This window comes from Magnetovibrio sp. (assembly GCF_036568125.1).
GTDB lineage: Bacteria > Pseudomonadota > Alphaproteobacteria > Rhodospirillales > Magnetovibrionaceae > Magnetovibrio.
Map to the genome: position 1 here is coordinate 83,392 of NZ_DATCTF010000019.1, position 23,521 is coordinate 106,912.

Consider the following 23,521-nt stretch of genomic DNA (forward strand, 5'->3'; position numbering starts at 1 on the left):
CACCGCTATCGCTTGAGCATTGCACGGAAGACATCGGATGGCTGGGCCATCGCTTCGGGCTGTGTCACATCCAACGGCGGAGCTATGGCGACAGAACTGATGTAATCATATTCTAGGTTTACTGCTGAAATGCAGGTGTCCATGTCTTGAAGACCGTGGGCGTGGCGGGTACAGCCCTGTTCCCGGGTCGCCTGGGTCAGGGACGTCAATTCGGCATGAATGTCCTCACTGCTACGCACATCGTATTGAAAGCCGAGCCCAACAGATCCGATCAAATCCATGGGGATGGCACCAAAATTTGAAAACCCGTGATCCAAGCGCAGCCAAATGGCCTGTCCGAATGGGGTCAGGGCATTGATGGCTTGGTAAAGGGTGTCGCCATCGACGTCAGAAGGAACCTTGATGATTTCGAAGATTACGTTATCCCTGACGGACCACACACCGTCATTGCACGCTTCGATAAAGAGCGTCGCCAGATCCGGGTTAGACATGGTGCTGTAGTGTACCGGAACGATTATGTTGGTGAACATATATCGGTCTAGAAAATCTTGAGCTTGAGCAACGGCCTTGTGCAGGGCCTCTTTGTCCAAAGCATAGACGTGACGATGTTTGGCGAAGAACGCATCTAAAGCTTCTTCGGAAACGTAAGAGCCCTCGCCGGTGTTCCAAACATTTTCACAGACGTAACCGATGATTTCGCCGGCGTGCACATCCCACATGGGAAAATAGCTGAACTCCGCATCCGTCAGAACGATGTCATGCTTGAGCGACGACGGATTGTTTTCACCGCTGGCCGCTTCGATATGCTCGACATCGAGTGGTACGAAATCCAGACCGTCATCGTGAACACCGACCGCGCGCCAGATTTTCAGTTGTTCCGTGGTCACATTCAGCACTTTTTGGGCCGCCCGCAGAACTTCCAGGTCCGTAACACCGGGTTCGATCACCAGCAAGCTGGTCGGGTCGTAGCGAACGCATGCGACGTCCGGGGTCAAAGCTTGTTCCATGCGCACGCAATGATCATGGGTCATAGGGCCCGCGCCGACCGCATGAAGCAGACGCAAGGTGGCGATGTCCGCGCCAGCCTCCAGCGAACTGTGCAACACCCTCCACCATGGACCGACGTCCGCATTCAAACCGCCTGCGGGGAAAAAAGTACTCATGAGCTTTGTCCTGACGTCGATTTAGACTTGGCTTTTTTTGTGATAGGGCCTTGTTTTAAGGGAAGGTACAAATCGACGCGGGTGCCTTTGCCTTCGGTGCTATGCACATCGATCGCACCGCCATGCTTGGTAACGATACCGTGGATCATCGACATGCCGAGCCCGGTTCCCTTGCCGGGTTCTTTGGTCGTAAAGAACGGATCGAAGGCACGGTTGAGAATTTCCGGGGCCATGCCGCAACCGTCGTCAATCACGCTGAGTTTTGCATAAGGGACTGCACGCAGCTGGGTATTGCGGATCAGTAAACCCATGTCGGGCTTTGACCTTTTCAATTCGATTGAAATGTGTCCGTTATGCCCGCCGATAGCGTCGCTCGCGTTGCTGACAAGATTGATAAGGGCCGCGTTGATCTGCTTCTCATCAGCATGAATACGGCCATTGAATTTGCTCATGGAAATGTTGAGTTCAATGGACGATGGCGTGGTGGATTTGATCAAAGGAAGCGCATTGTTCACGATATCGTGGATATCGTGATCTTTATATTCCGGGTCGTCCTGACGGGAGAATTCGAGAACCCGTTGCACCAATCCGCTTACCCGCTCTGCCGCTTGCAGCACCATGCCGAGTTTTTTTTCTTCGCTGCTGTCGACAGTCAAGGTCCGCTTGACCATGGCGGTCAAATTCAAAATAGGCAAAAGCATATTGTTGATATCGTGCGCCATGCCCCCCGCCAAGTTGCCGAGGCTTTCCATGTTTTGGGCCTGGCGGCGTTGGCGTTCGGCTTCTTCCCGGTCGCTGGCATCGCGGATGATGGCCGTACACAGGTCGGTGGTGCTCTTGGGCATGGGCGATAATGTCAGTTCGATCGGAAACTCCTGACCATTGGAACGCCGCCCGTATAAATTCAGGGTCTTGCCAAAGATATGGCCCTTGCGGGTCTTGGCGTAGTTCTGAATCGATTGCACATGTTGAGCTTTGAACCGCTCGGGGATGATGATGCTCACGTCGGCGCCAAGGGCTTCGTTAAAGGTGTAGCCGAACATATTCTGTGCGGCGGGATTGAACTGCGTGATGTGGCCTGAATCATTGATGGCGATGATCGCATCGTGGGCGGTTTCGACAATGGCAAGGCTACGCTCCTCGCTTTCGGCGAGTTTTTCCATCGTGTAAATACGCTCACGCTTCATGCGTAAGGAAATGAGCCCATAGGCCAAGTCGTTCGCCAGTTCATCGAGTAAATTCCGCTCTGTTTCGTGGAGGTCCCTTGCCTCTTTGTGGGTCAAGAATAAGAAGCCGAACGTCACGCCCGCATCCTTTAAAGGCCACAGGTACATCGAAGAGATCCCCAACCGCGCACGGAGCTTGTGCCAATTCGGCAGATGAGGATTGCCCTGCGTGGATGAAAAATGCATGGGACTGGAGGTCGCGGATAAATCCAGCGCGTCGACATCTTCGATCACCTCTTCGATGACATCCTTGTGAAGGCCGTACGCCGCCCTGGGAACCAAGTGCTTGCCGTCATCGAAACGAACAAAGGCGGTCCAGGCCGTTTGATATCCGCCTTCTTCGACGATGACACGACAGATGTTTTGCAGCAATTGATCTTCACTGGTCGCATGAACCAAGACTTCATTGCAATGCGATATGGTGTGCAAGGCACGATTGCTGCGTTCCATGTTCAGCAGTGACTGGCGCTGGTTTGTGATGTCAATTCCCGATGACAACATGGTCAAGATCGAACCGTCAGGTTCATGCAGGTAGGTGTTGTTCCAAGCGACCAGACGACGTTCACCGCTATGTGTAATGATTTCATTTTCGAAGTACCCAACCTCGTCGAGATCGCCATGGAGAATTTTATCGGCCACTCCCCGGATTTCCGCGCGATCGTCCGGGGCAATGGCAATATCGAACCAGTTCTTGCCCATCAATTGCTCTTCCTCATAGCCGAGAAGATGGCAGGCGTACTTGTTGATCAAGATGATATTGCCGTCTGTGTTCAAGGCGACGACCATGGTACCCGCTAAATCCAGATATGTGCGCACGCGGTCTCGCTGGCGGGCAATCTCGTTGCGATCGGCAATGCGCTCATTGATGTCCTCGATCACGCCGATAAAGTAATCGGGATCGTCATATCCACCACGCACCAATGTCCCCGTGACATGAACCCAGGTTTCCGCACCATTCTTGCGAATGTAACGTTTGTCCATTCTATACGTGGCGATATCGCCATTCCGCAGTTGGTCCAGGTAACTCAGATTCAAGGGCAGATCATCGGGATGAGTGATGTCTTGAAACGTCAGGTGCAACAATTCGTCGCGGCTGTAGCCAGTGATGTCGCACAACACCTTATTGACCCGCAGCCACCTCCCATCCAAACCAATGTGCGCCAAACCGACGGCCGCTTGCTCGAACGTTGAACGGAAGCGTTCCTCACTGGCGATCAATGCGCGTTCGGCATTGCGGAAGTCGGTAACATCTATAGAGATGCCACCGATGGCGTAAATTTCTCCATTGGGTGTTTCGAGAGGAAATTTTTTGGTCAAAAAAGCGCGTTCAACACCGTTGATGGTCAAGCTTTCTTCGATGTCGAGCGCGGTACCCGTTTCGACGATGGTCCTGTTTTGTTGTTGAAAACGTTCAACTTCATCGGCAGACAGTGACCGTTCGTGGAGGCTTTGCATCACCTGTTCGCGGGTTTCGCCGAATATATCGCAATAGGCCTTGTTGACTTCGGTGGCCTTGCCGTCGAGATCGGTGAGGAACATGATCGCCTGGGCGTTGTCGCGAAACCCATCGTACTGGGCTTCTTTGAGCTGAATTTCCCGGATCACCGGCAGTGTCACCCGCATGTAAATAAACATGATCAGCATGGCGATGGCGAAAGACAGAAAACTACCGTAAATGGCCATCTTGATATGCGGCGCCTGCAGGTCGGCAATGTCTATTTTAAGCACCACCCCCAAACCCAGCGTGTCGATATATTCGTAGGCCGCCAACACCCGTTCGTTACGGTAATCCAAACCGACAACGGTTCCGCGTTGGCCGCTCAAAGCCAAACGCATAGGAACCGCAATATCGCTTGCTAGCGGCACATACATTGGCGAAAAACGGTCCCAATCGCGTTGGCGCAAAATGAAATGAATTTCATCGCCGGATTTTTCACCGATGGTGATTTCGCTAAGCCCTGCATGACGACTTTTTGCCAAGCTCAGCCGTGAGATGACGGCATTACGCATGTCGGTCGATTTCACATCAACACCCGGCGACAGTGGAAGTTGGGCAAAACTTTCAATCATGCTCACCTGACTGGCGATCGTTTCATGCAGCGATTGCGTGACTTGCCCCATCGTCGCCCGGTAATGGAGATAGAGGGTTGATAATGTCGCCGTAACAAGCCCACCCACCATCACTGCGGACATCAACATGATCCGTCTGCGCAAGAGCTGGTCTGTTGTCGTGGACCTCAACACATCTTCCATGGACCCTTTGGGTATGAACCGAGAGCGGACGAAGTACCACAGCCATATCGTTATGATCGCGACGATGATAAGGCCGATGGAGATAACCACGAGATCGCGGACCGTCCAGGGATCGACTTTCCCGCCATGCCAAGTCCTATAAATATCTTCATATTCCTTGGAATCGAGGAAAACCTCGGTGGCGCTCTTCAGTCGTTCGAAAATTTTGTCTTGTCCTTTGGCGACCGCCAACGCGCGGGTAACTACGGCCAGCGGTTCACCCACCGGGATCAAAGCGCCGGGCATGTTGTGAAGCTGCATGTGCTCAAAGACCACCGGCTCAGGCAATGCCAACGCATCGACTTTGCTGGTCAGCAGAGCGTTGACTGCGGCGGTGGTGTCGTCAAACAGACGAACGTCGTACCCGCCCTGTTCCGTCAGAATTTTACTTGCTGCATTGCTGAGCGCTGTGGCGATACGTGAGCCCTCGGCAACACCGTTCGCAAAAAAGTCGTAGCGATCCCATGGAACAAAAAATGATATATGGAATTGTTCGAAAGCCGCTGTGAAATTCAAAAAATCCTCACGGTCTGGGGTGATGCCCATGTTGGGGATGATCTGTGCTTGTCCCGTCTTGACCGCGTCTTGGACTTCAGGCCAAGTATCGTAGACTTTGTATTCGATCTTAAGACCGGCCCGTTGGGCGATGGCTTCCATAATCTCAATGGCAAAGCCGGTGGGCGCGCCTTGTCGATTCGTGTCGTAATATGGCGGGAAGTACTTGGGAACGGCGGCGACCACGGGATCATTGACAATAGGCCGACCTGCAGCGCGCGTATTGGCTTCACGATGATCGGTATTGGATGTGGTCGGTATTTCATGGGCTTCGATTCCACGGGGTGCTGCGATGATAGCCATCATCGCCGCCAAAACCACAAGCGGAAGAGCTTTGAAGCCCAAAATGAAACTCCCTCGGAAAAACCCGGAAGAGAAAAATCATAGCACGAATACAATTGTAAGACTATATACTTATACTGGCATTTCGGGATCTGGCGAGAGTATCAAAGCATGGGCGATAACCTGCTCGACAAATGGAAAAACGACCCACGATACCGATTGCTTCAAGCTGAAGTTGAGGCGCTCGACAACCGCTTGGAAAGCAAAAGCGAATTTGGGCAGGTGCTCCGCGAGGTTTGGGGAAAACAGCAAACCGCGCTGGATGCGCCCGACCAAGCGCATCTGGCCTTTTACCGCCAAGTGTTGACTCAGATGCTGAACGGGCAGTTTGAACGCATCGTACCGTCGGATCCACTAACGGACATCGACAGTTTTGGCGCGAACCTAGCGAAACTGAATTTGGTCCTGGACCGAAAATTCACCGAGGTGCGGGCTTTGTCGGAGATTGCCCACGAAATCAATGAAGGCATTTTCATTGACGACGTTCTCAATCATATTTTCGAAACGTTTCGCCCGATTATTCCCTACGACCGCATCGGCTTTGCGGTTTTGGACGAAGATGTCCGCGGTGTGCAAATCGTCAAAGCGCGTTGGACGCGATCCGACTTTGATCACATTTGCATCCAACCGGGGTTTCATCAACCTTTGCATCAGACCAGTCTCAGCGACGTCGCGCAAAGCAAACGACCCCGCATCATCAACGACCTAACTTCGTACTTGGAACGCCACCCCAAATCCGTCTCCAGCCGCCTGATGGTCAAGGAAGGCGTGCGTTCCAGCCTGACCTGCCCGATGATTGCCAAAGGCGACACTTTCGGCTTTATGTTTTTTTCTTCCCGTGTCGCGGGAGCATACAAAACCGGTCACGTCAAAACCTTCCAAGATATCTCCAGTCAACTGGCGTCGACCCTCGAAAAAAGCCGTTTGTACGAAGACCTGACCATTCGCAATAAATTCATTCGCTCTATTTTCGGGCGATACATATCCGACGAAATCGCCGACTCTTTACTGGAAAATCCGGAAGCCTTGAAAATGGGCGGACGAAAATGCCAGGTGACTGTGTTGATGAGTGATATCCGCGGTTTTACGGCGATGTCAGAACATATGGAACCTGAACACGTGGTGTCCGCTCTCAACACCTGTTTCAATGTGATGGTCGACGTCATTCACAGACACAACGGCACCATAGACAACATCATCGGCGATGCGCTGATGGTTCTGTTCGGTGCACCCCTGAGTCATGACGACGATGCCCAACGGGCCGTCGCATGTGCCTTGGACATGCAGGCCGCCATGGCGGAAGTCAATCGCAGGAACGCCGAGTTGGATCTCCCGGAACTGGCAATCGGCATTGGCATCAACACAGGCGATGTCGTCGCGGGCAACATCGGATCGGAAGCTCACGCAAAATACAGCGTCATCGGTGCATCGGTAAACATGGCGGCACGCCTGGAATCTCAGGCCGGTCGCGGAGAAGTCTTGATTTCCCAGAGCAGTCTGGATCTCACCAGAGGTATTTTGTGCATAATCGACACGCGCGAAATCACTGTGAAGGGGTTTAGCACGCCCTTACGCGCTTACAGCATCGCCCCCCGCTAAGCACTTTGTTCGGCGCGACCACGACTGATCACGCGCGCGTGGGATCGGGTGTGGATCGTCCTGATCCGTGAGAGCGGCTTTTAGACCACATCAGGCCGACAAAAAAAGCCCCCAGTTACGGGGGCTTTTTTAAGTAGGGAGGTCGCAAACAATCGTTGCTTAGTGGTCTTTGCCCGCTTTGAAGTGGAACAAAGCACCTTCTTTCATGCCCGACGGCCAACGCGTGGTGACGGCTTTGAGCTTGGTGTAGAAGCGCACGCCTTCCATGCCGTGGATGTCGTGATCGCCGAACAGCGAGCGCTTCCAACCGCCGAAGCTGTGGTACGCCACCGGAACCGGGATCGGCACGTTGACGCCGACCATGCCCGCTTGCACGCGGGTGGTGAAATCACGCGCGGCGTCGCCGTCGCGGGTGAAGATCGCCGTGCCGTTACCGTATTCGTGATCGTTGACCATCTGCAACGCGGTTTCGTATTCGTCCGCACGCACCACACCCAGGACCGGACCGAAGATTTCGTCCTTGTAGATGTCCATGTCGGTGGTCACGTTGTCGAACAAGGTGCCGCCCAGGAAGTAGCCGTTTTCGTAACCTTGCAGCTTCAAGCCGCGACCGTCGACCACCAGCTTCGCACCTTGATCGACGCCGGACTGGATGTAGCCTTCGATTTTTTCTTTCGATTCCTTGGTCACCACCGGGCCCATTTCGGCTTCGGGGTCGGTGTAAGGAGCGACTTTCAGGGCTTGGATTTTCGGCGTCAGTTTTTCAATCAAGGTGTCCGCCGTGCCTTCGCCGACGGCGACCGCGACCGAAATCGCCATGCAGCGCTCACCGGCAGAACCGTACGCGGCACCCATCAGCGCGTCGACAGCCTTGTCCATGTCAGCATCGGGCAGGACCACCATGTGGTTCTTGGCGCCACACAGCGCCTGCACGCGTTTTCCGTGCTTGCAGCCTTCGGTGTAGATGTATTCACCCACCGCGGTGGAGCCGACGAAGCTGACCGCTTTGACGTCGGGGTTGGACAGAATTTCGTCGACCGCTTCCTTGCCGCCGTTGACCAGGTTCATCACACCCTTGGGCAGACCGGCTTCATGCAGCAGTTCGACCAAACGAATGGTCGAGGACGGATCGCGTTCGGACGGCTTCAGCACGAAGGTGTTGCCGCATGCCAAGGCGACGGGGAACATCCACATCGGCACCATGGTCGGAAAGTTGAACGGCGTGATACCGGCAACCACGCCCAAGGACTGACGGATCGAGTGGGTATCGACGTTGGTGGCGACGGCTTCGGAGAACTCGCCCTTCAACAGTTGCGGAATGCCGCAAGCGAACTCAACCACCTCGATGCCACGGCCAAGCTCGCCTTTGGCGTCGTCCAGGGTCTTGCCGTGTTCTTGCGACACCAACTGCGCGATTTCGTCTTGGTGGGCGTACAGCAGTTCGCGGAATTTGAACATCACCGCGGCACGCTTGGCCGGTGCGGTGGCGGCCCAGGCCGGAAACGCCGCTTTGGCGGACGCAATTGCGGCTTTCACCTCGGCGGCGCTGGCCAGTGGCACCTGAGCATGCGATTCGCCGGTCGCCGGATTGAACACGTCTTGAAAATTGCCCGACGTGCCGGGTACGCGCGCGCCGTCGATGAAGTGGGTCAGTTGTTCGGTCATGGGAATACCCCGTTTTCAAAAATTCGAGAGCGACGGCCTCCGACGTCATAGAAACGCCGGAAGCCGTGATCTTGGATAAGGCTGGCAATAGCGCATTTGAACGCCATTGGCATAGCCACACTTTCACGATGCGGAAGTGGCTTTCAGCCCGGATCAGTCCGTGGTTTTCAAGATGTCGCCGATGATACCAAAGATTTCATCGATCTGGGCCTTGGAAATGATCAGCGGCGGCGAAAGTGCAATGGTATCGCCGGTGGTGCGGATCAACAGGCCCTTTTCGAACGCCTTCAAGAATACGTCGAAAGCGCGCGCGCCAACCTTGCCGGGACGCGCCTGCAGCTCGATGCCTGCGACCAGACCAATGTTGCGCACGTCGATCACGTGCGGCGCACCGTTGAGGCTGTGGGCGGCGTCTTGCCAATAGGCCTCAAGCTCGGCTGCACGCGTGTACAGACCTTCATCGCGGTATACGTTTTGCGTCGCCAATGCCGCAGCGCAGGCCAGCGGATGAGCGGAATAGGTATAACCGTGGAACAGTTCGATCGCACCTTCGGGGGCCGTGTTCACGATGGTGTCGTATATGCCGTCGCGGGCGAAAACCGCACCCATCGGCACGGTGCCGCTGTTGAGACCCTTGGCGGTGGTGACTAGATCGGGTGTGACATTGAATTTTTCGACCGCAAACGCCGTGCCGAGGCGACCAAAGCCTGTGATGACTTCGTCGAAAATCAACAAGATGCCGTGCTTGTCGCAGATTTCGCGCAGACGGTCCAGGTAGCCCTTGGGCGGAATGAACACACCGGCGGACCCGACCATCGGCTCGACGATCACAGCGGCGATGGTCGATGCATCGTGCAGCGCGACCATGGCTTCCAGCTCGCTGGCGATCTCGGCGCCGGTTTCGGGCTGGCCTTTGGAAAAGCCCATGGTGTCGCGTTTGTAAAAGAACGGCATGTGATCGACGGCCGGCAATTGGTTGCCGAACTGTTTGCGGTTGTTGCCCAAACCGCCGACGCTGATGCCGCCAAAGCCGACGCCGTGGTAACCCTTGTCGCGGCCGATAAACTTGACGCGCGAACCCTCGCCGCGGGCCTTGTGATAGGCCAGCGCGATCTTCAACGCGGTGTCGACGGATTCGGAACCCGAATTGGTGAAGAACACGTGGTTCAAATCGCCCGGCATGATGTCGGCCAAACGGCTGGCCAGTTCAAATGCGACCGGATGACCGACTTGGAACGGCGGTGCGTAATCCATTTCCAGGGCTTGCTTTTGGATCGCCTCGACGATTTCGGGGCGACCGTGACCGGCATTGCAGCACCACAGACCGGCGGTGCCATCGAGAATCTGACGCCCATCGCTGCTGGTGTAATGCATGTCCTTGGCCGCAACCAACATACGCGGCGCGGACTTGAACTGACGGTTGGCCGTAAACGGCATCCAATAGGCTTCGAGATCGTTACGATTGTGGCTTGCAGCGGCCATGGGGCTCTCCTGTAGCAGGCATGATGAATAGATTGAGATCAAGCTATCAGGGCCAAGGATTTTTAGAAAACAGTTTCATTGAAACATTTAGTGTGTTGAATTTACTTATTTTATATATATTATTTATAGATATATTTAACAGGGTGCTTAAACATGTCTCATGAAATCGACATCGGCGCGCGTTTGCGCCAAGTGCGCCGCACTGCGGGATTGTCGCAACGCGACCTATCCAAACAGTCCGGCGTGACCAACGCCATGATCTCGTTGATCGAAAACAACCGCACCAATCCGTCCGTGGGCCGCCTCAAACGCATTCTCGACGGCATCCCCATTTCCATGTCGGATTTCTTCGCCTTGGAAAACGAACCGCAGCGCCAAGTGTTCTTTCAAGCCGACGAGTTGAAGGAAATCGCGGACGGTCGCATTTCCTATCGCCAAGTCGGCGCGGGCGGGGCCGGTCAAACCTTGCAGATTTTGCGCGAACGTTACCGCCCCGGCGCCGACACCGGCAAAGCCATGTTGCGGCACAATTCCGAAGAAGGCGGCATCGTCATCAAAGGCCGCCTGGAACTCACGGTCGGCAAACAAAAGCGTGTGCTCGGCCCCGGAGACGCGTATTATTTTGATTCTCGCGTACCGCATCGTTTTCGCAACGTCAGCGATGACGAGTGCGAAGTGGTCAGCGCCTGTACGCCCCCCAGCTTCTGACGGCGGCCGGCAGGAAGAATTAATTATTTTTGACGATTTTCGAATCTTTGATGATTTTTAGTGCTTTTTAACGGCCATCTGTCTAATATAATTGACGATTGAAGGAAAAGGATACCAATGGACAGTGATATCGGCGTGCGCCTCAAGGGGCTTCGTAACATGTATGGGCTTTCCCAACGCGAAGTCGCGAAACGCGCTGGCGTCACCAACAGTACCATTTCTTTAATCGAACAGGGCAGAGTCAGCCCGTCAGTCGATTCCTTGAAGAAAGTCTTGGACAGCTTCTCCCTAAGCCTGATCGAATTTTTGACCATGGATTTGGATGAAGCGGACGACAAGATTTTCTTCGCCAAAGAAGACTTGCTGGAATTTTTCGAAAACGGCGCACATCTGAAGCTCGTCGGCGCAAACCGCAAAGACCGCAAATTGAGGTTCTTGCACGAACGCTACGAGCCAGGCGCACACTCGGGGGATGAAATGCTCACCCACGACAGCGAAGAAGCCGGCATTGTCATTCAAGGCAAAATCGAACTGACGGTGGGTCAAAAAAGCAAAGTGCTGAGCGAGGGCGATTCTTATTACATCAACAATAAGATACCCCACCGTTTCAAAAACGTCGGTAAGGGGGAGGCCATCGTCATCAGCGCCGCCACACCACCGAGCTTTTAAGATTCAAAGCTGATCCCTGTTTGAGCATACATTTCACTCAAACGATCGGTGATCACACATGACACATTCGCGCACGACCGCATCCCTCAAAGCCCGCGCAGAGGAGATGACCCAATCGGGGGGGATTCCCGGTAAACTGTTTATCGACGGCAAGTCCGTCGATGCCGCATCGGGCAAGCTGTTCGATTGCATCAACCCCGGCACCGGCCAGGTCATCGCGCAAATCGCCGAAGGCGACGCCGAAGACGTCAACCGCGCCGTATCTGCTGCGCGTCGCGCTTTCGAAAAAGGCCAGTGGTCGAACATGGCGCCCAAGGATCGCAAGAAGGTCCTGATCCGTCTTGCCGATTTGATGGAAAAGCACGCCGAGGAACTGGCGATCTTGGAAACGCTCGATGTCGGCAAACCGATCGGCGATAGCTTGGCCGTCGACGTACCGTCGTCCGCCAACTGCATGCGCTGGTACGGCGAAGCGTGCGACAAGATTTACGACGAAGTTGCGCCTTCCGGCCCCAACGCGTTCGGCACCATCACCCGCGAAGCCATCGGCGTGGTCGCCGCCGTGGTGCCGTGGAACTTCCCATTGCTGATGGCGTGCTGGAAACTCGGTCCGGCGCTGGCCGCCGGCAATTCGGTGGTGTTGAAACCGGCCGAACAATCCCCGCTGACCGCCCTGCGCATCGCCGAATTGGCGATGGAAGCGGGCCTGCCCGAGGGCGTGCTCAACGTGGTGTCCGGTTTTGGCCCCACCGCCGGTCAAGCCCTGGGCATGCACATGGACGTCGATTGCCTAGTGTTCACCGGATCAGGCGAAGTCGGCAAGCTGTTCTTACAGTATTCCGGCAAATCGAACATGAAGCGCGTGTGGCTGGAATGTGGCGGCAAGACCCCGAATGTGGTGTTCGACGACTGCCACGATCTCAAGAAAGCCGCCGAGCACGCCGCCATCGGCATCTTCTACAACCAAGGCGAAGTCTGCACCGCGGCATCGCGCCTGATCGTGCAAGACACCATCAAGGACCAATTCGTCGAGGAAGTGCTCAAGGTTGCCGAAACCATGCAACCGGGTGATCCCATGGATCTCGACACCACCATGGGCGCGCTGGTCGAAGAAAAGCACATGGAACGGGTGCTCAGCTATATCCAGGCGGGCAAGGACGAAGGCGCGACGGTGCGCTGCGGCGGTGAGCGGGTGTTGCTCAACCAAGGTGGTTACTACGTCGCCCCGACGGTGTTCGACGGGGTCAAAAACTCCATGCGCATCGCCCAAGAAGAAATCTTCGGCCCGGTGTTGTCGACCATCACCTTCAAGGACGCCGAAGAAGCCGTGGCGATCGCCAACGACAGCATCTTCGGTTTGGCCGCGTGCTTGTGGACCGGCGACGTCAACAAAGCGATCAAACTGTCGCGACGCATCCGTGCGGGCAACATGTGGGTCAACTGCTGGGACGGCGGCGATATGACCATGCCGTTCGGCGGGTTCAAGCAATCCGGCAACGGTCGCGACAAATCGTTGCACGCGCTGGACAAATACACCGAAATCAAAGCCACGTGGATCGACCTGACTTAACCACAGACGACACCCTGAAACGAACGGTTACATTTTCGCCGTTTTGAGACACGTTGGAGAAACACCGTCGCTGTAGACTTATCCTTAACGATCCCCCGATCGAAAGGATTTGATCAAATGTCTACAGCGACGCCTTTCTCTCTGTCAGCCGTGTTCCGCAAAATCCCCAACACGACTTTTCAGACCTTTTTACAAAAGTACGCCACGGCCGCCACGGCCGCGACTTTCATGATCGTCGCGGTGTCCGGCGTGTTGTTGTTTTTTCATCTCGGCGAAGCCCAATTGATGGGCGTTCATGAATGGCTCGGCCTCACATTTGTTGGCGCGGCGGTCTTTCACGTTACGCGTCATTTGAAAACCTTTTCCACCTTGCTGAGCAAGCGTCGCACGCACGCACTGTTCGCGGTGACGGCGATGATCGCGGCGGCGATGATCGTGCCCGCGTCGTTCCAGAGCAACACCGGCAATCCGATGAAACAGTTCGTCGGCACGGCAAGCACTGCGCCGATTGCAGTAGTGGCGGCAATGGTGGGGAAGACACCGCAACAACTGATCGTTCAATTCACCCAAGCGGGTGTGGACGGCGTGGTCCCGAGCCAAAGCCTCAACGACATCGCCAAGGCGCAGCAACGCGACATGCGCGCGCTCTTTCGCATCGTCATGAGCGACGTCAAAAACGGTTGAGCGGATTGAAATAAAACGGGCCCGGCGCATTTTAAACGCCGAGCCCGGATCAATCAGAGATACCAGTCGTATTCGCGCTTGGAAATGTAATCGCGGAAGCTGGTGACTTCGGCAACCTTGGTCAGGTGATAGATTTCGGAATACATATCGCCGAAATAATCGGTGAGAATTCCACCTTCCTTGAACGCCACCAACCCTTCTTCGATGGTGCGCGGGAATTCGGGATCCGGTTCCGCCCCGGCGTTGCCGGTGTTGGGTTCGCCGGGATCGAGCTTGTTGACGATGCCGTGATGTAGCCCCGCGAGAACCGCTGCCAACGCCAAATACGGGTTGGCATCCGCACCCGCGACGCGGTGTTCGATGCGCCGCGCGCCGTTGTCGCCAAGCGGAATGCGGAACGCCAACGAGCGATTGTTGACCCCCCAGGTCTTGCCCATCGGCACATAGATGTTCGGCTGATAGCGGCGATAGCCGTTGATGCACGGCGCGAACACCGCCATGGACTGAAACAAAGCCGCCTGCATGCCGCCGATGGCGTTGCGCAACATCTGATTGCTCACTGGATCGTCACCGTCGCTGAACAAGTTCTTCCCCGCCTCGTTCAAAACGCTGGTGTGGATGTGCAGACCGTTGCCGGCTTGATCCAAGAACGGCTTGGCCATAAAGGTGGCACGAAAGCCGTGTTCAAGCGCGACGTTGCGTACCACCCGACACAGCAACGCCGCATGGTCGGCGGCAACAACGGCGGGCGAGGAGTGCTTGAGGTTGACTTCAAACTGACCCGAAGCGTATTCGGCGCTGGCGGTGTACGCCGGAACGCCCTGGGCGTGACAGGTCTTTTCGATGTCGCTCAGCACCGCCGAATAATCTTCCAGTTCCTCCATGCCATAAACCTGAGTGGAGATTTCCCGTTCGCCGGTGGCCGGAGAAATCGGCGCTTGAGGGCGGCCGTCGGGTGTGCGCTGAGGATCGATCAGATAGAATTCCAGCTCCAACGCGCACACTGCATTCAACCCGTCTGCACGCAAGCGCTCGTCGACACGTTCCAAGATATTGCGCGGTTCGAGAAATTCCTTGCCGCCATTGCTGGCGTCGAACGACACGATGCACTGGGCGGTCGGTTCATGCGCCCACGGCACCGGCACAAGGGTGCCGGGTACCGGAAACATAACGCCATCCGGATCGCCGTCGCTAAAGCCCACGCCGCCGGCGTCCGACGTATTGCCGGTAACGTCCACCACCATTGCCGAATACGGCATCAGCATGCCTTTTTCGTAAAGGTGCGGCACTTCGGCGCGGGGATAGCGTTTGCCGCGCATGATGCCGTTGATGTCGACGAACAAAGCGTCGACATGTTGAACGCGCGGATGGGCGTCAAGAAAGGCCTCGGCTTCCAAACGCGCCGCTTCCGGATTGTGGGACTTCATGGAAAGGTACTCCGATTATCGAACTTGAATGTCGTTAAGATGAGGCAGCGGCCAACATCTCATCTTTCTTGCGCTGGTCTTCGCGTTTCTTGTGCATGATGGACGTCAGCAACACCCCCACCGCGACAATGCCGATCAAAATCGTCGAAACCGCATTGATTTCCGGGGTCACGCCCAAACGCACCATCGAATAGATCTTCATCGGCAAGGTCGTCGCCCCCGGCCCGGTGGTGAAGCTGGCGATCACCAAATCGTCCAGCGACAACGTGAACGACAGCAACCAGCCCGACAGAACGCCCGGTAAGATCACCGGCAAGGTGATGACGAAGAACGTCTTCAGCGGCGTGCAGCCCAAGTCCATCGCCGCTTCTTCGATGGAGCGGTCGAACGAGTTGAGCCGTGCTTGAATGACCACCGCCACGTAACACATCGAAAAGGTCGTGTGCGCCAACGTGATGGTCCACATGCCGCGATCGAGCGAGATCGCCACGAACATCAACAGCAATGACAGACCGGTGATCACTTCAGGCATGACCAACGGCGCATAGATCATGCCGTTAAATAACGTACGGCCGCGAAAGCGCCCGAAACGCACCATGGAAAAACCCGCCATGGTGCCGAAAACGGTCGCAAAGGTGGACGAAATCAACGCCACTTTGATGGTCACCATGGCGGCGCTGAGAATGCCTTCGTTTTGCAACAGCGCCCCGTACCATTTGGTCGAGAACCCAGCCCACACGGTCACCAGACGAGATTCGTTAAAACTGTAAATGACCAACAGCAAAATCGGCACGTACAGGAACGAAAATCCCAGAACTAGGGAGAGTTTATTAAACCAGCTCCATTGTTTGAGCATGCCGTCTCTCCCCTACTCGCCCAGCGCGCTGCGGCGCGACTGGAATTTCTGGAACCACACGATCGGCACCACGAGCATCAGCAATAAGATCACCGCAGCGGCAGACGCCAACGGCCAATCGCGGTTGTTGAAGAATTCCGCCCACAGGGTTTTGCCGATCATCAAGGTGCTCGACCCACCCAAAAGATCCGGGATCACGAACTCGCCCACGGCCGGGATGAAGACCAGGAAGCACCCCGCGATAACACCCGGAAGCGACAATGGGAAGGTGACTTTCCAAAACGCTTGAAACGGCGGACAGCCGAGATCGGACGCCGCTTCCAAAAGCGAGTGATCCATTTTTTCCAGGCTCGAATACAGCGGCAGGATCATGAACGGCAGATACGAATAGACGATGCCGATATAGACCGCGACATCGGTGTGTAAGATCACCAGCGGCTCATCGATGATGCCAAGCCAAATCAGGAACATGTTGAGAAAGCCTTCGGGCTTCAAAATGCCGATCCATGCGTAAACGCGGATCAGAAACGATGTCCAAAACGGCAAGATCACCAGCATCACCAACGGCAACCGCCACGTTTTCGGCGCGCGGGCCATCCCGTAGGCGATGGGATAGCCGACCAACAGCGTCAGCACCGTCGACAGCACCGCAATCTTCAAACTGCTGAGATAGGAATTGACGTACAGCGAGTCCGAAAACAAACGCTGGTAGTTGGCCAGGTTCAGCGTGATCTGCAGATAGGTATCATTGACCATCTCATAGAGCGGCGCATACGGCGGAATGGCGATGCGAATTTCGGAAAAGCTGATTTTGAAAACGATGAAAAACGGCACCAGAAACAGCACCAAAAGCCACGCGTACGGAACCATCACCGTCAGCGTGCGGCCTTGAATGCCCCAGCGCCCGCATTGGCCGCTGGCCCATCGTGCCAAAGAGCAGGTGCGGATGCTTTGCACCCCCCGCCGCATCACAGTCAGTGCACCCATTTTGCCTTGTGTGCTTTGAGATGACATGCTCGTCGCCCCCCTGCTCAGCTCAGCAACACAACAGAGGCGTCGGGCGACCACGTTACATAAACGCGATCTTCCCACGTGATGGTGCGTTCCGTTTCGCGCGAACGATTGGTCATCGCCACCGTCACCATGCGGCCGTCATCCAGGCGTACGTGGTAAACCGACAACTTGCCGAGATACGCGATATCCCAGACTTCGCCCTGCAGAACGTTTTCCGTCATGTTCTTGGGTGGGTTCAAGCTGACGATCATCTTTTCCGGCCGGATCGCGACCCATGCCATTTCGCCCGCGACAGCGTTGACGCTGCGCCCCGAGCGCACCGGAGCATCGATGCCGTTGATCAGGATTTGTGCGGTGTCGGCCTGAACATCACCGATGCGACCTTCCAAGATATTCACGTCACCGATGAACTCGGCAACCTTGCGCGAATTGGGATATTCGTATACTTCGCCGGGGCCCGCAACCTGTGCCACGGTGCCGTGGTCCATCACGGCGATACGCGACGACACGGTCATCGCCTCTTCTTGATCGTGGGTCACGATGACGAAGGTGATACCCAGTTTTTCTTGAATGTTCATCAATTCAAACTGGGTTTCTTCGCGCAGCTTTTTGTCCAACGCGCCAAGCGGTTCGTCCAACAACAGCATTTTCGGGTTCTTCGCCAACGAGCGGGCCAAGGCCACGCGCTGGCGCTGGCCGCCGGAAAGCTGATCGGGCTTGCGTTTGGCGAAGCTGTTCAACTTCACCAAATTGATCATGCGTTCGACTTGGTCGGCGATTTCTGTTTTGGGCATGCGGTCTTGCTTAAGACCAAAGGCGATGTTTTGCTCGACGGTCATGTGCGGAAACAGCGCATACGACTGGAACATCATGTTCACGGGACGCTTGTGCGGGGGAACGGTCGACATGTCTTCGCCGTCGATGATTATGCGTCCCGAAGTGGGAATTTCAAATCCCGCGAGCATCCGCAGCAGCGTCGTCTTTCCGCACCCGCTGGGCCCCAGCAGGGAAAAGAACTCGCGTTCGTAAATATCGAGAGAGATGTTGTCGACAGCGGTAAAATTGCCGAATTTTTTGGTAACGTTTTCGATGCGCACGAAGGGCTTCTTATCCGCTTCGAGCCAAGGTGCAAACACCTTGCGCGCTTGTGAACTGGCGTCGGCCATGATGCCCGAGCCCTCCTCAACTGTGGAAGAAAAGTGCCGCCCCATCCGTTAACCGGGGGGGGATGGGGCGGCGTGGTCTTCAGATGTTATTGACCGCTTTTCACGCGGGTCCACAGGCGCGTCACGGCACGCTGGGAGTCCGTGTCGTACGGCGTGGTGATGTAAAGCGTCTTCAGCGCTTCCGGCGTCGGATAGATCGCCGGATCACCAATCACGTCCTCGGCGAGGAACTTCTCGGACGCTTTGTTGCCGTTGGCGTAGTAAACGTAGTTGGACGCTTTCGCCATTACTTCGGGACGCATGATGTAGTTGATGAAGGTGTGCGCGTTGTTCGGATGGGCGGCATCGGCCGGGATCGCCATCATGTCGAACCACATCAACGCACCTTCGTTCGGCGCTACATAGCTGATCTCGACGCCATTGTTGGCTTCTGCTGCACGGTCACGCGCTTGCAGCACGTCGCCAGACCAACCCACGGCGACACAGATGTCGCCGTTGGCCAGCGCATCGATGTATTCCGAAGAATGGAACTTGCGGATGTAGGGACGGATCGCCATCAACACGGCTTCGGCCTTGGCGATGACATTGACGTCCTTGCTGTCCGGATCTTCACCGATGTAGTTAAGCGCAGCCGGGATCATTTCGTCGCCAGCATCCAGCATGTAGATACCGCAATCGGCGAACTTGGCGGCGACTTCGGGTTTGAAAATCATGTCCCAAGAATTGACCGGCGCGTCGGCCATGCGTTCGTTGACCATGTTGACGTTGTAGCCGATGCCGGTGGTGCCCCACATATAGTTGACGGCGTATTTGTTACCCGGATCCCACTTGGAGGTGCGGTCCAAAACCAAGTCCCACAGATTACCCCAATTGGTCAGCTTTTCGCGGTCGAGTTCCTGAAACACGCCAGCTTGGATCTGACGGCCGAGGAACGTGCCGGACGGAACCACAACGTCATAACCGGAACCACCGGCCAGAAGCTTGGTTTCGAGAACGTCGTTGGAATCGAACACGTCATAGACGACCTTGATTCCGGTTTCGGCTTCGAACTCGGCAAGGATTTCTTCGTCGATATAGTCCGACCAGTTGTAGACGTTGACGATTTTTTCTTCCGGCTTATCGCCGCAGGCCGACAGGGCGAGCGCCGCCACGGCCAAAAGTGCTGCACCAAACTTTTTCATCTTAACCCTCCAACAAAAATGAGAATTTCATAATTCTACGGCTTGTTATGTTCCCCAACATTACACGCCCATATGCCACTTACATCATACCGATGTCCTTGGCCGTCAAGTCCAGACACATGAGCGCCTTATCCAAGAGCTCGTCAATCTCTGCCTTGGTGATCACCAGCGGCGGCGCCAACAACATGGAGTCGCCCGTCGCGCGCATAATGATGTTGTTCTCAAAGCAGTGATTGCGACAAATCATACCCACTTCTCCGACTTTGTCGAATGGCTGATGCGTTTCTTTGTCTTTCACCAATTCCAGGGCGGCGATCAAGCCGCGGCCGCGGACTTGGCCGACCAGAGGGTGATCGGCGAAGGCCTTGAGGCGCTCTTGCATGTAGGGTCCGATGTCGGTTTTGACCCGCTCGACCAAGCCTTCGTCGCGCAAAATAGAGATGTTGGCTTGCGCCACGGCTGCGGCAACCGGGTGGCCCGAATAGGTGTAGCCGTGGTTGAAATCGCCGCTGTCTTTCAAAACGTCGACGAGACGGTCGTGGACCATCACACCGGAAATGGGGATGTAGCCCGACGACATGCCCTTGGCCATGGTCATCATATCCGGCTCAAAGCCAAACGACTGGCAACCGAACCATTCGCCGGTACGGCCAAAACCGCAGATCACTTCGTCGGAAACCAGTAAAATGTCGTACTTGCGGCAAATGCGCTGAATTTCCGGCCAATAGCTATCGGGCGGCACGATCACGCCGCCGGCGCCCTGGATCGGCTCACCGATGAACGCGGCGACGTTGTCGGCGCCGAGTTCAAGGATCTTTTCTTCCAGCTTGCCCGCTGCCTTGATGCCGTATTCGTCTGAGGTCATGTCCGCGCCGTTGAAATACCAGTGCGGCTGTTCAATGTGCTCGAAGCCCGGCAGCGGCAAAGGACCTTGTTTGTGCATATAGCCCATTCCGCCGAGGCTCGATCCTGCCAACGTGCTGCCGTGGTAAGCGTTTTGACGCGCGATAAATACCGTCTTGTTGGGCTGGCCCTTGGCCGCCCAATAGCGCCAAGCCAAACGCACCACGGTGTCGTTCGATTCAGAACCCGAGTTGCCGTAGAACACATGGTTCAAGCCATCAGGCGTCACCTCGGACAGCAGCGTCGCCAAGGACGTTGCAGGCATCGTCGTGGTTTGGAAGAACGTGTTGTAGTATGCCAACTCATCCATCTGCCTGGCGGCAACTTCGCTGAGTTCCTTGCGACCATAGCCGATGTTGACGCACCACAGCCCCGACATGCCGTCGATGATTTTTTCACCCTCGGAATCCCAAAGGTACACGCCATCGGCTTTCGTGATAACGCGCACGCCTTTTGCGTTCAATTGCGCGATATCGGTGAACGGGTGCAGGTGATGCTCCCGGTCTTCTTGTTGCCATTGGCTGGTGCTGTTGAGTACGACGTTCATAGTGTTATTCCTTTAAACCAAAGCGATGTCGCAGCAGCCCGCCCACAGCAAATAGCCGGACCGCTTGCGCGCTTAAACATTCAGCAACAAGTGTTCACGCTCCCAAGAACTGATCACTTGGTCATAGGTGATCTGTTCTTCACGCTTCACAATGCAGTAGAGATCGACAAACCGGTCGCCCAAGACGCCGCGCACGGATTCGTTTTGCTCGAACCGTTTCAAGGCATCGGACAAATGGGTCGGCAGGTGTTTCGGCAAAATATAGGCATTGCCCTTTTCCTCTTCGGTGGGCGCGAGGTTTTCGATCATGCCCAAATAGCCACATGCCAAGGTGCCCGCAATCGCCAGGTACGGGTTCACGTCCGCACCGGGCAAGCGGTTTTCAATACGTCGGGCGCTTGGTTCGGAACGCGGAATGCGCAAACCGCAACTGCGGTTGTCGACGCCCCAATGGGTATTGATCGGTGCTTCTTCATAGGTAAAGCGGCGATACGAATTCACGTTGGGCGCGAACAGCGGCATCATCAGCGGCGCGTACGTTTGCAGGCCTGCCAAATAGGACAGGAACAACGTGGTGTTTTGACCGGCCTCATCGCTGAAGACGTTGTTGCCCGATTCGATGTCGTAGAGGCTCTGGTGAATGTGCAAAGCGCTACCCGACTCTTGTTGCATGGGTTTTGCCATGAAGGTCGCATAGACATCGTGGTTGATGGCGGTTTGGCGCAAGGTGCGCTTGAACAAGAACACCTGATCAGCCAGATCCAGCGCTTCGCCGTGCAGGAAGTTCACTTCCATCTGCGCTGCGCCGCCTTCGTGGTTCAGGGTGTCGATGTCGATGCGCTCCGCATCGCAATAGTCGTAAACGTCTTCGAACACGGCATCAAATTCGTTGGCGGCGTCGATGCCAAAAGCTTGGCGACCAGTCTCCTGACGGCCGGAACGCCCCACCGGCGGGGCAAGCGGATAATCGGGGTCGATGTTCTTTTGCACCAGATACATCTCGACCTCGGGCGCGACCACCGGCTTCCAGCCTTTATTTTCATAAAGCGCCAAAACCTCGCGCAGCACATGGCGCGAAGAAATTTCAACCGCGTCACCATCGGTGTAGAAGCAATCGCAAATCACCTGCGCGGTGGGCTCTTCGTACCAAGGCACGGGGCGAATGGTGGCGGGATCGGGACGCATCACCACATCGCGGTCAACCACGGAAACCAGACCGTCGGTTTCGGGAAAATCGCCGGTGACGGTTTGGGTGAACATGCTTTCGGGCATGCGGTGAGAGTCGGCCTTGAGGCCTTTGAGAAATTTTTCAGTGGGCAGGATTTTACCGCGCGCGATACCGGAAATATCCGGGACCAAACATTCGACTTCGGTAATGCGGTGCTCGATGCACCAACCTTCGATATCGGTAATTTTTTCGTCTTGTGTCATGATTCATTTCTTTGACTGGCGCGCTTTCGGCAGGCTTGGCCAAATCGCTCGAACAGCGCGCGTGAAAATGTATTGTCCATCACCTTCCATTCGGGATGCCACTGCACGCCGACGGCGAACGCTTGAGCATCCTTGACGCGAAAGGCTTCAATCAAACCATCCGGGGCGCGGGCCTCGATCTCCAAATTCGACGCGAGACGCTGCACCCCCTGACCATGTAAGGAATTCACCGTGATTCGGTTCGTGCCCGCGATATCTGCGAACAGACCGCCTTCCACCAAATCAACATCGTGGGCGGGGCCGAAATAGACGTCGGGCTCCTGCTCACGATCCTCGCGATGATCCATCATACCAGAAACCGTGTGCACTTTCTGGTAGAGCGCGCCGCCGAAGGCGACGTTCATTTCCTGAAAGCCGCGGCAAATCGCGAACACCGGCACACCGCTTTCCACCGCGCGGCGGATCAACGGCAAAGTGGTCGCGTCGCGCAACGGGTCGTGCAAGGTGCCTTCTTCGCTGGGCTCGCCATCGTAATGGTGAGGCTCGACGTTCGAGACGCTGCCGGTCAAATAAAGACCGTCGCACATCTCTAGAACATCTTCGGCGTGTGTCCCGTAACCGATGGCCGGCAAGATCAACGGCGTCACGTCCGAAGCTTGGGCCAGTGCGTCGACATACTTGGTGCCGACTGCATAATTTGGAAAGCCGTCCACGTTCTTCACGCACGCTGAAACGGCCACGATGGGCTTGGAGCGCATAATTTAAGTCCGCACCTAAGATTTGAACAGAACCATCGGGCTCTGCGTTCGATATATGCAACACTATCATGCGTATTTGAACGCCACAAGCGGCTTATGAAGATCTTTTTTAAATCTCCTCACAAAATATTATTTTTAAATATATTCAATTACTTATAAATCATTCATCGCACTAATCATGGACGCATTCGGTCATTTACCCCCAATCTCAGTGTTAAAATATAATGGACATTTCACTTGACAATCAGGGGTGTCCGAATGCCATAGTCGGCCCCGGATCAAC

17 protein-coding genes are annotated in these 23,521 nt (G+C 55.6%); 5 read left to right on the top strand and 12 right to left on the bottom strand.

Features of this window, described 5'->3' with window-relative positions; genetic code table 11:
- Positions 1 to 5 precede the first annotated feature (5 nt).
- Together VIN96_RS15655 and VIN96_RS15660 are read right to left on the bottom strand one after the other, a co-directional pair.
- Positions 6 to 1,163: a hypothetical protein gene (locus tag VIN96_RS15655; RefSeq protein ID WP_331897468.1), complete on the bottom strand. Its 1,158-nt coding sequence runs from the start codon at positions 1,161 to 1,163 to the stop codon at positions 6 to 8.
- Positions 1,160 to 5,581: a PAS domain S-box protein gene (locus VIN96_RS15660; RefSeq protein ID WP_331897470.1), complete on the bottom strand. Its 4,422-nt coding sequence runs from the start codon at positions 5,579 to 5,581 to the stop codon at positions 1,160 to 1,162. The genes VIN96_RS15655 and VIN96_RS15660 overlap by 4 nt, the downstream gene beginning before the upstream one ends.
- Before the next feature lie 108 nt (positions 5,582 to 5,689).
- Between VIN96_RS15660 and VIN96_RS15665 the strand changes: the two genes are divergently transcribed.
- Positions 5,690 to 7,177, top strand: a complete 1,488-nt coding sequence (locus tag VIN96_RS15665; protein ID WP_331897472.1) for an adenylate/guanylate cyclase domain-containing protein — start codon at positions 5,690 to 5,692, stop codon at positions 7,175 to 7,177.
- A 159-nt stretch (positions 7,178 to 7,336) separates the two neighbouring features.
- Here the strand turns inward: VIN96_RS15665 and VIN96_RS15670 are convergent, their stop codons facing one another.
- Both VIN96_RS15670 and VIN96_RS15675 read right to left on the bottom strand, forming a co-directional pair.
- Complete coding sequence (locus VIN96_RS15670) at positions 7,337 to 8,842, bottom strand: CoA-acylating methylmalonate-semialdehyde dehydrogenase (protein WP_331897473.1); 1,506 nt, start codon at positions 8,840 to 8,842, stop codon at positions 7,337 to 7,339.
- Between the two features lie 153 nt (positions 8,843 to 8,995).
- Positions 8,996 to 10,324, bottom strand: coding sequence for an aspartate aminotransferase family protein (locus tag VIN96_RS15675; protein WP_331897474.1), 1,329 nt, complete (start codon positions 10,322 to 10,324; stop codon positions 8,996 to 8,998).
- A gap of 153 nt (positions 10,325 to 10,477) precedes the next feature.
- Between VIN96_RS15675 and VIN96_RS15680 the strand changes: the two genes are divergently transcribed.
- The 4 genes from VIN96_RS15680 (at position 10,478) to VIN96_RS15695 (ending at position 13,955) form a co-directional block, all read left to right on the top strand.
- The gene (locus tag VIN96_RS15680) at positions 10,478 to 11,032 is read left to right on the top strand and encodes a cupin domain-containing protein (RefSeq protein WP_331897475.1); all 555 of its coding nucleotides are present in this window, start codon (positions 10,478 to 10,480) and stop codon (positions 11,030 to 11,032) included.
- Between the two features lie 117 nt (positions 11,033 to 11,149).
- Entirely contained in the window at positions 11,150 to 11,701 is a 552-nt protein-coding gene (locus VIN96_RS15685; protein WP_331897476.1) for a cupin domain-containing protein, read from the top strand.
- A gap of 58 nt (positions 11,702 to 11,759) precedes the next feature.
- A complete protein-coding gene (locus VIN96_RS15690; protein ID WP_414675630.1) occupies positions 11,760 to 13,271 on the top strand; it encodes an aldehyde dehydrogenase in 1,512 nt (503 codons plus the stop codon).
- A 117-nt stretch (positions 13,272 to 13,388) separates the two neighbouring features.
- Positions 13,389 to 13,955, top strand: a complete 567-nt coding sequence (locus tag VIN96_RS15695; protein WP_331897478.1) for a DUF4405 domain-containing protein — start codon at positions 13,389 to 13,391, stop codon at positions 13,953 to 13,955.
- Between the two features lie 53 nt (positions 13,956 to 14,008).
- On the opposite strand, the gene VIN96_RS15700 is transcribed toward VIN96_RS15695, so the two are convergent.
- The 8 genes from VIN96_RS15700 to VIN96_RS15735 all read right to left on the bottom strand — a co-directional run bounded on the left by VIN96_RS15700 (position 14,009) and on the right by VIN96_RS15735 (position 23,238).
- Positions 14,009 to 15,382 (bottom strand): glutamine synthetase family protein, encoded by a 1,374-nt coding sequence (locus VIN96_RS15700; RefSeq protein ID WP_331897480.1) that lies wholly within the window; start codon positions 15,380 to 15,382, stop codon positions 14,009 to 14,011.
- Between the two features lie 34 nt (positions 15,383 to 15,416).
- Positions 15,417 to 16,238 carry an ABC transporter permease subunit gene (locus VIN96_RS15705; protein ID WP_331897482.1) on the bottom strand — a complete coding sequence of 274 codons (822 nt, stop codon included), beginning with the start codon at positions 16,236 to 16,238 and terminating at the stop codon, positions 15,417 to 15,419.
- Positions 16,239 to 16,250: 12 nt separating this feature from the next.
- A complete protein-coding gene (locus VIN96_RS15710) occupies positions 16,251 to 17,108 on the bottom strand; it encodes an ABC transporter permease subunit (RefSeq protein ID WP_331897809.1) in 858 nt (285 codons plus the stop codon).
- A gap of 161 nt (positions 17,109 to 17,269) precedes the next feature.
- On the bottom strand, positions 17,270 to 18,418 hold the full coding sequence (locus tag VIN96_RS15715) for an ABC transporter ATP-binding protein (protein WP_331897484.1): 1,149 nt from the start codon (positions 18,416 to 18,418) through the stop codon (positions 17,270 to 17,272).
- An 86-nt stretch (positions 18,419 to 18,504) separates the two neighbouring features.
- Positions 18,505 to 19,599: a polyamine ABC transporter substrate-binding protein gene (locus VIN96_RS15720; RefSeq protein ID WP_331897486.1), complete on the bottom strand. Its 1,095-nt coding sequence runs from the start codon at positions 19,597 to 19,599 to the stop codon at positions 18,505 to 18,507.
- 79 nt (positions 19,600 to 19,678) lie between these two features.
- Complete coding sequence (locus tag VIN96_RS15725) at positions 19,679 to 21,049, bottom strand: aspartate aminotransferase family protein (RefSeq protein ID WP_331897488.1); 1,371 nt, start codon at positions 21,047 to 21,049, stop codon at positions 19,679 to 19,681.
- Between the two features lie 72 nt (positions 21,050 to 21,121).
- Positions 21,122 to 22,480 carry a glutamine synthetase family protein gene (locus VIN96_RS15730; RefSeq protein ID WP_331897490.1) on the bottom strand — a complete coding sequence of 453 codons (1,359 nt, stop codon included), beginning with the start codon at positions 22,478 to 22,480 and terminating at the stop codon, positions 21,122 to 21,124.
- The gene (locus VIN96_RS15735) at positions 22,477 to 23,238 is read right to left on the bottom strand and encodes a gamma-glutamyl-gamma-aminobutyrate hydrolase family protein (protein ID WP_331897492.1); all 762 of its coding nucleotides are present in this window, start codon (positions 23,236 to 23,238) and stop codon (positions 22,477 to 22,479) included. The genes VIN96_RS15730 and VIN96_RS15735 overlap by 4 nt, the downstream gene beginning before the upstream one ends.
- Between the last annotated feature and the right edge of the window lie 283 nt (positions 23,239 to 23,521).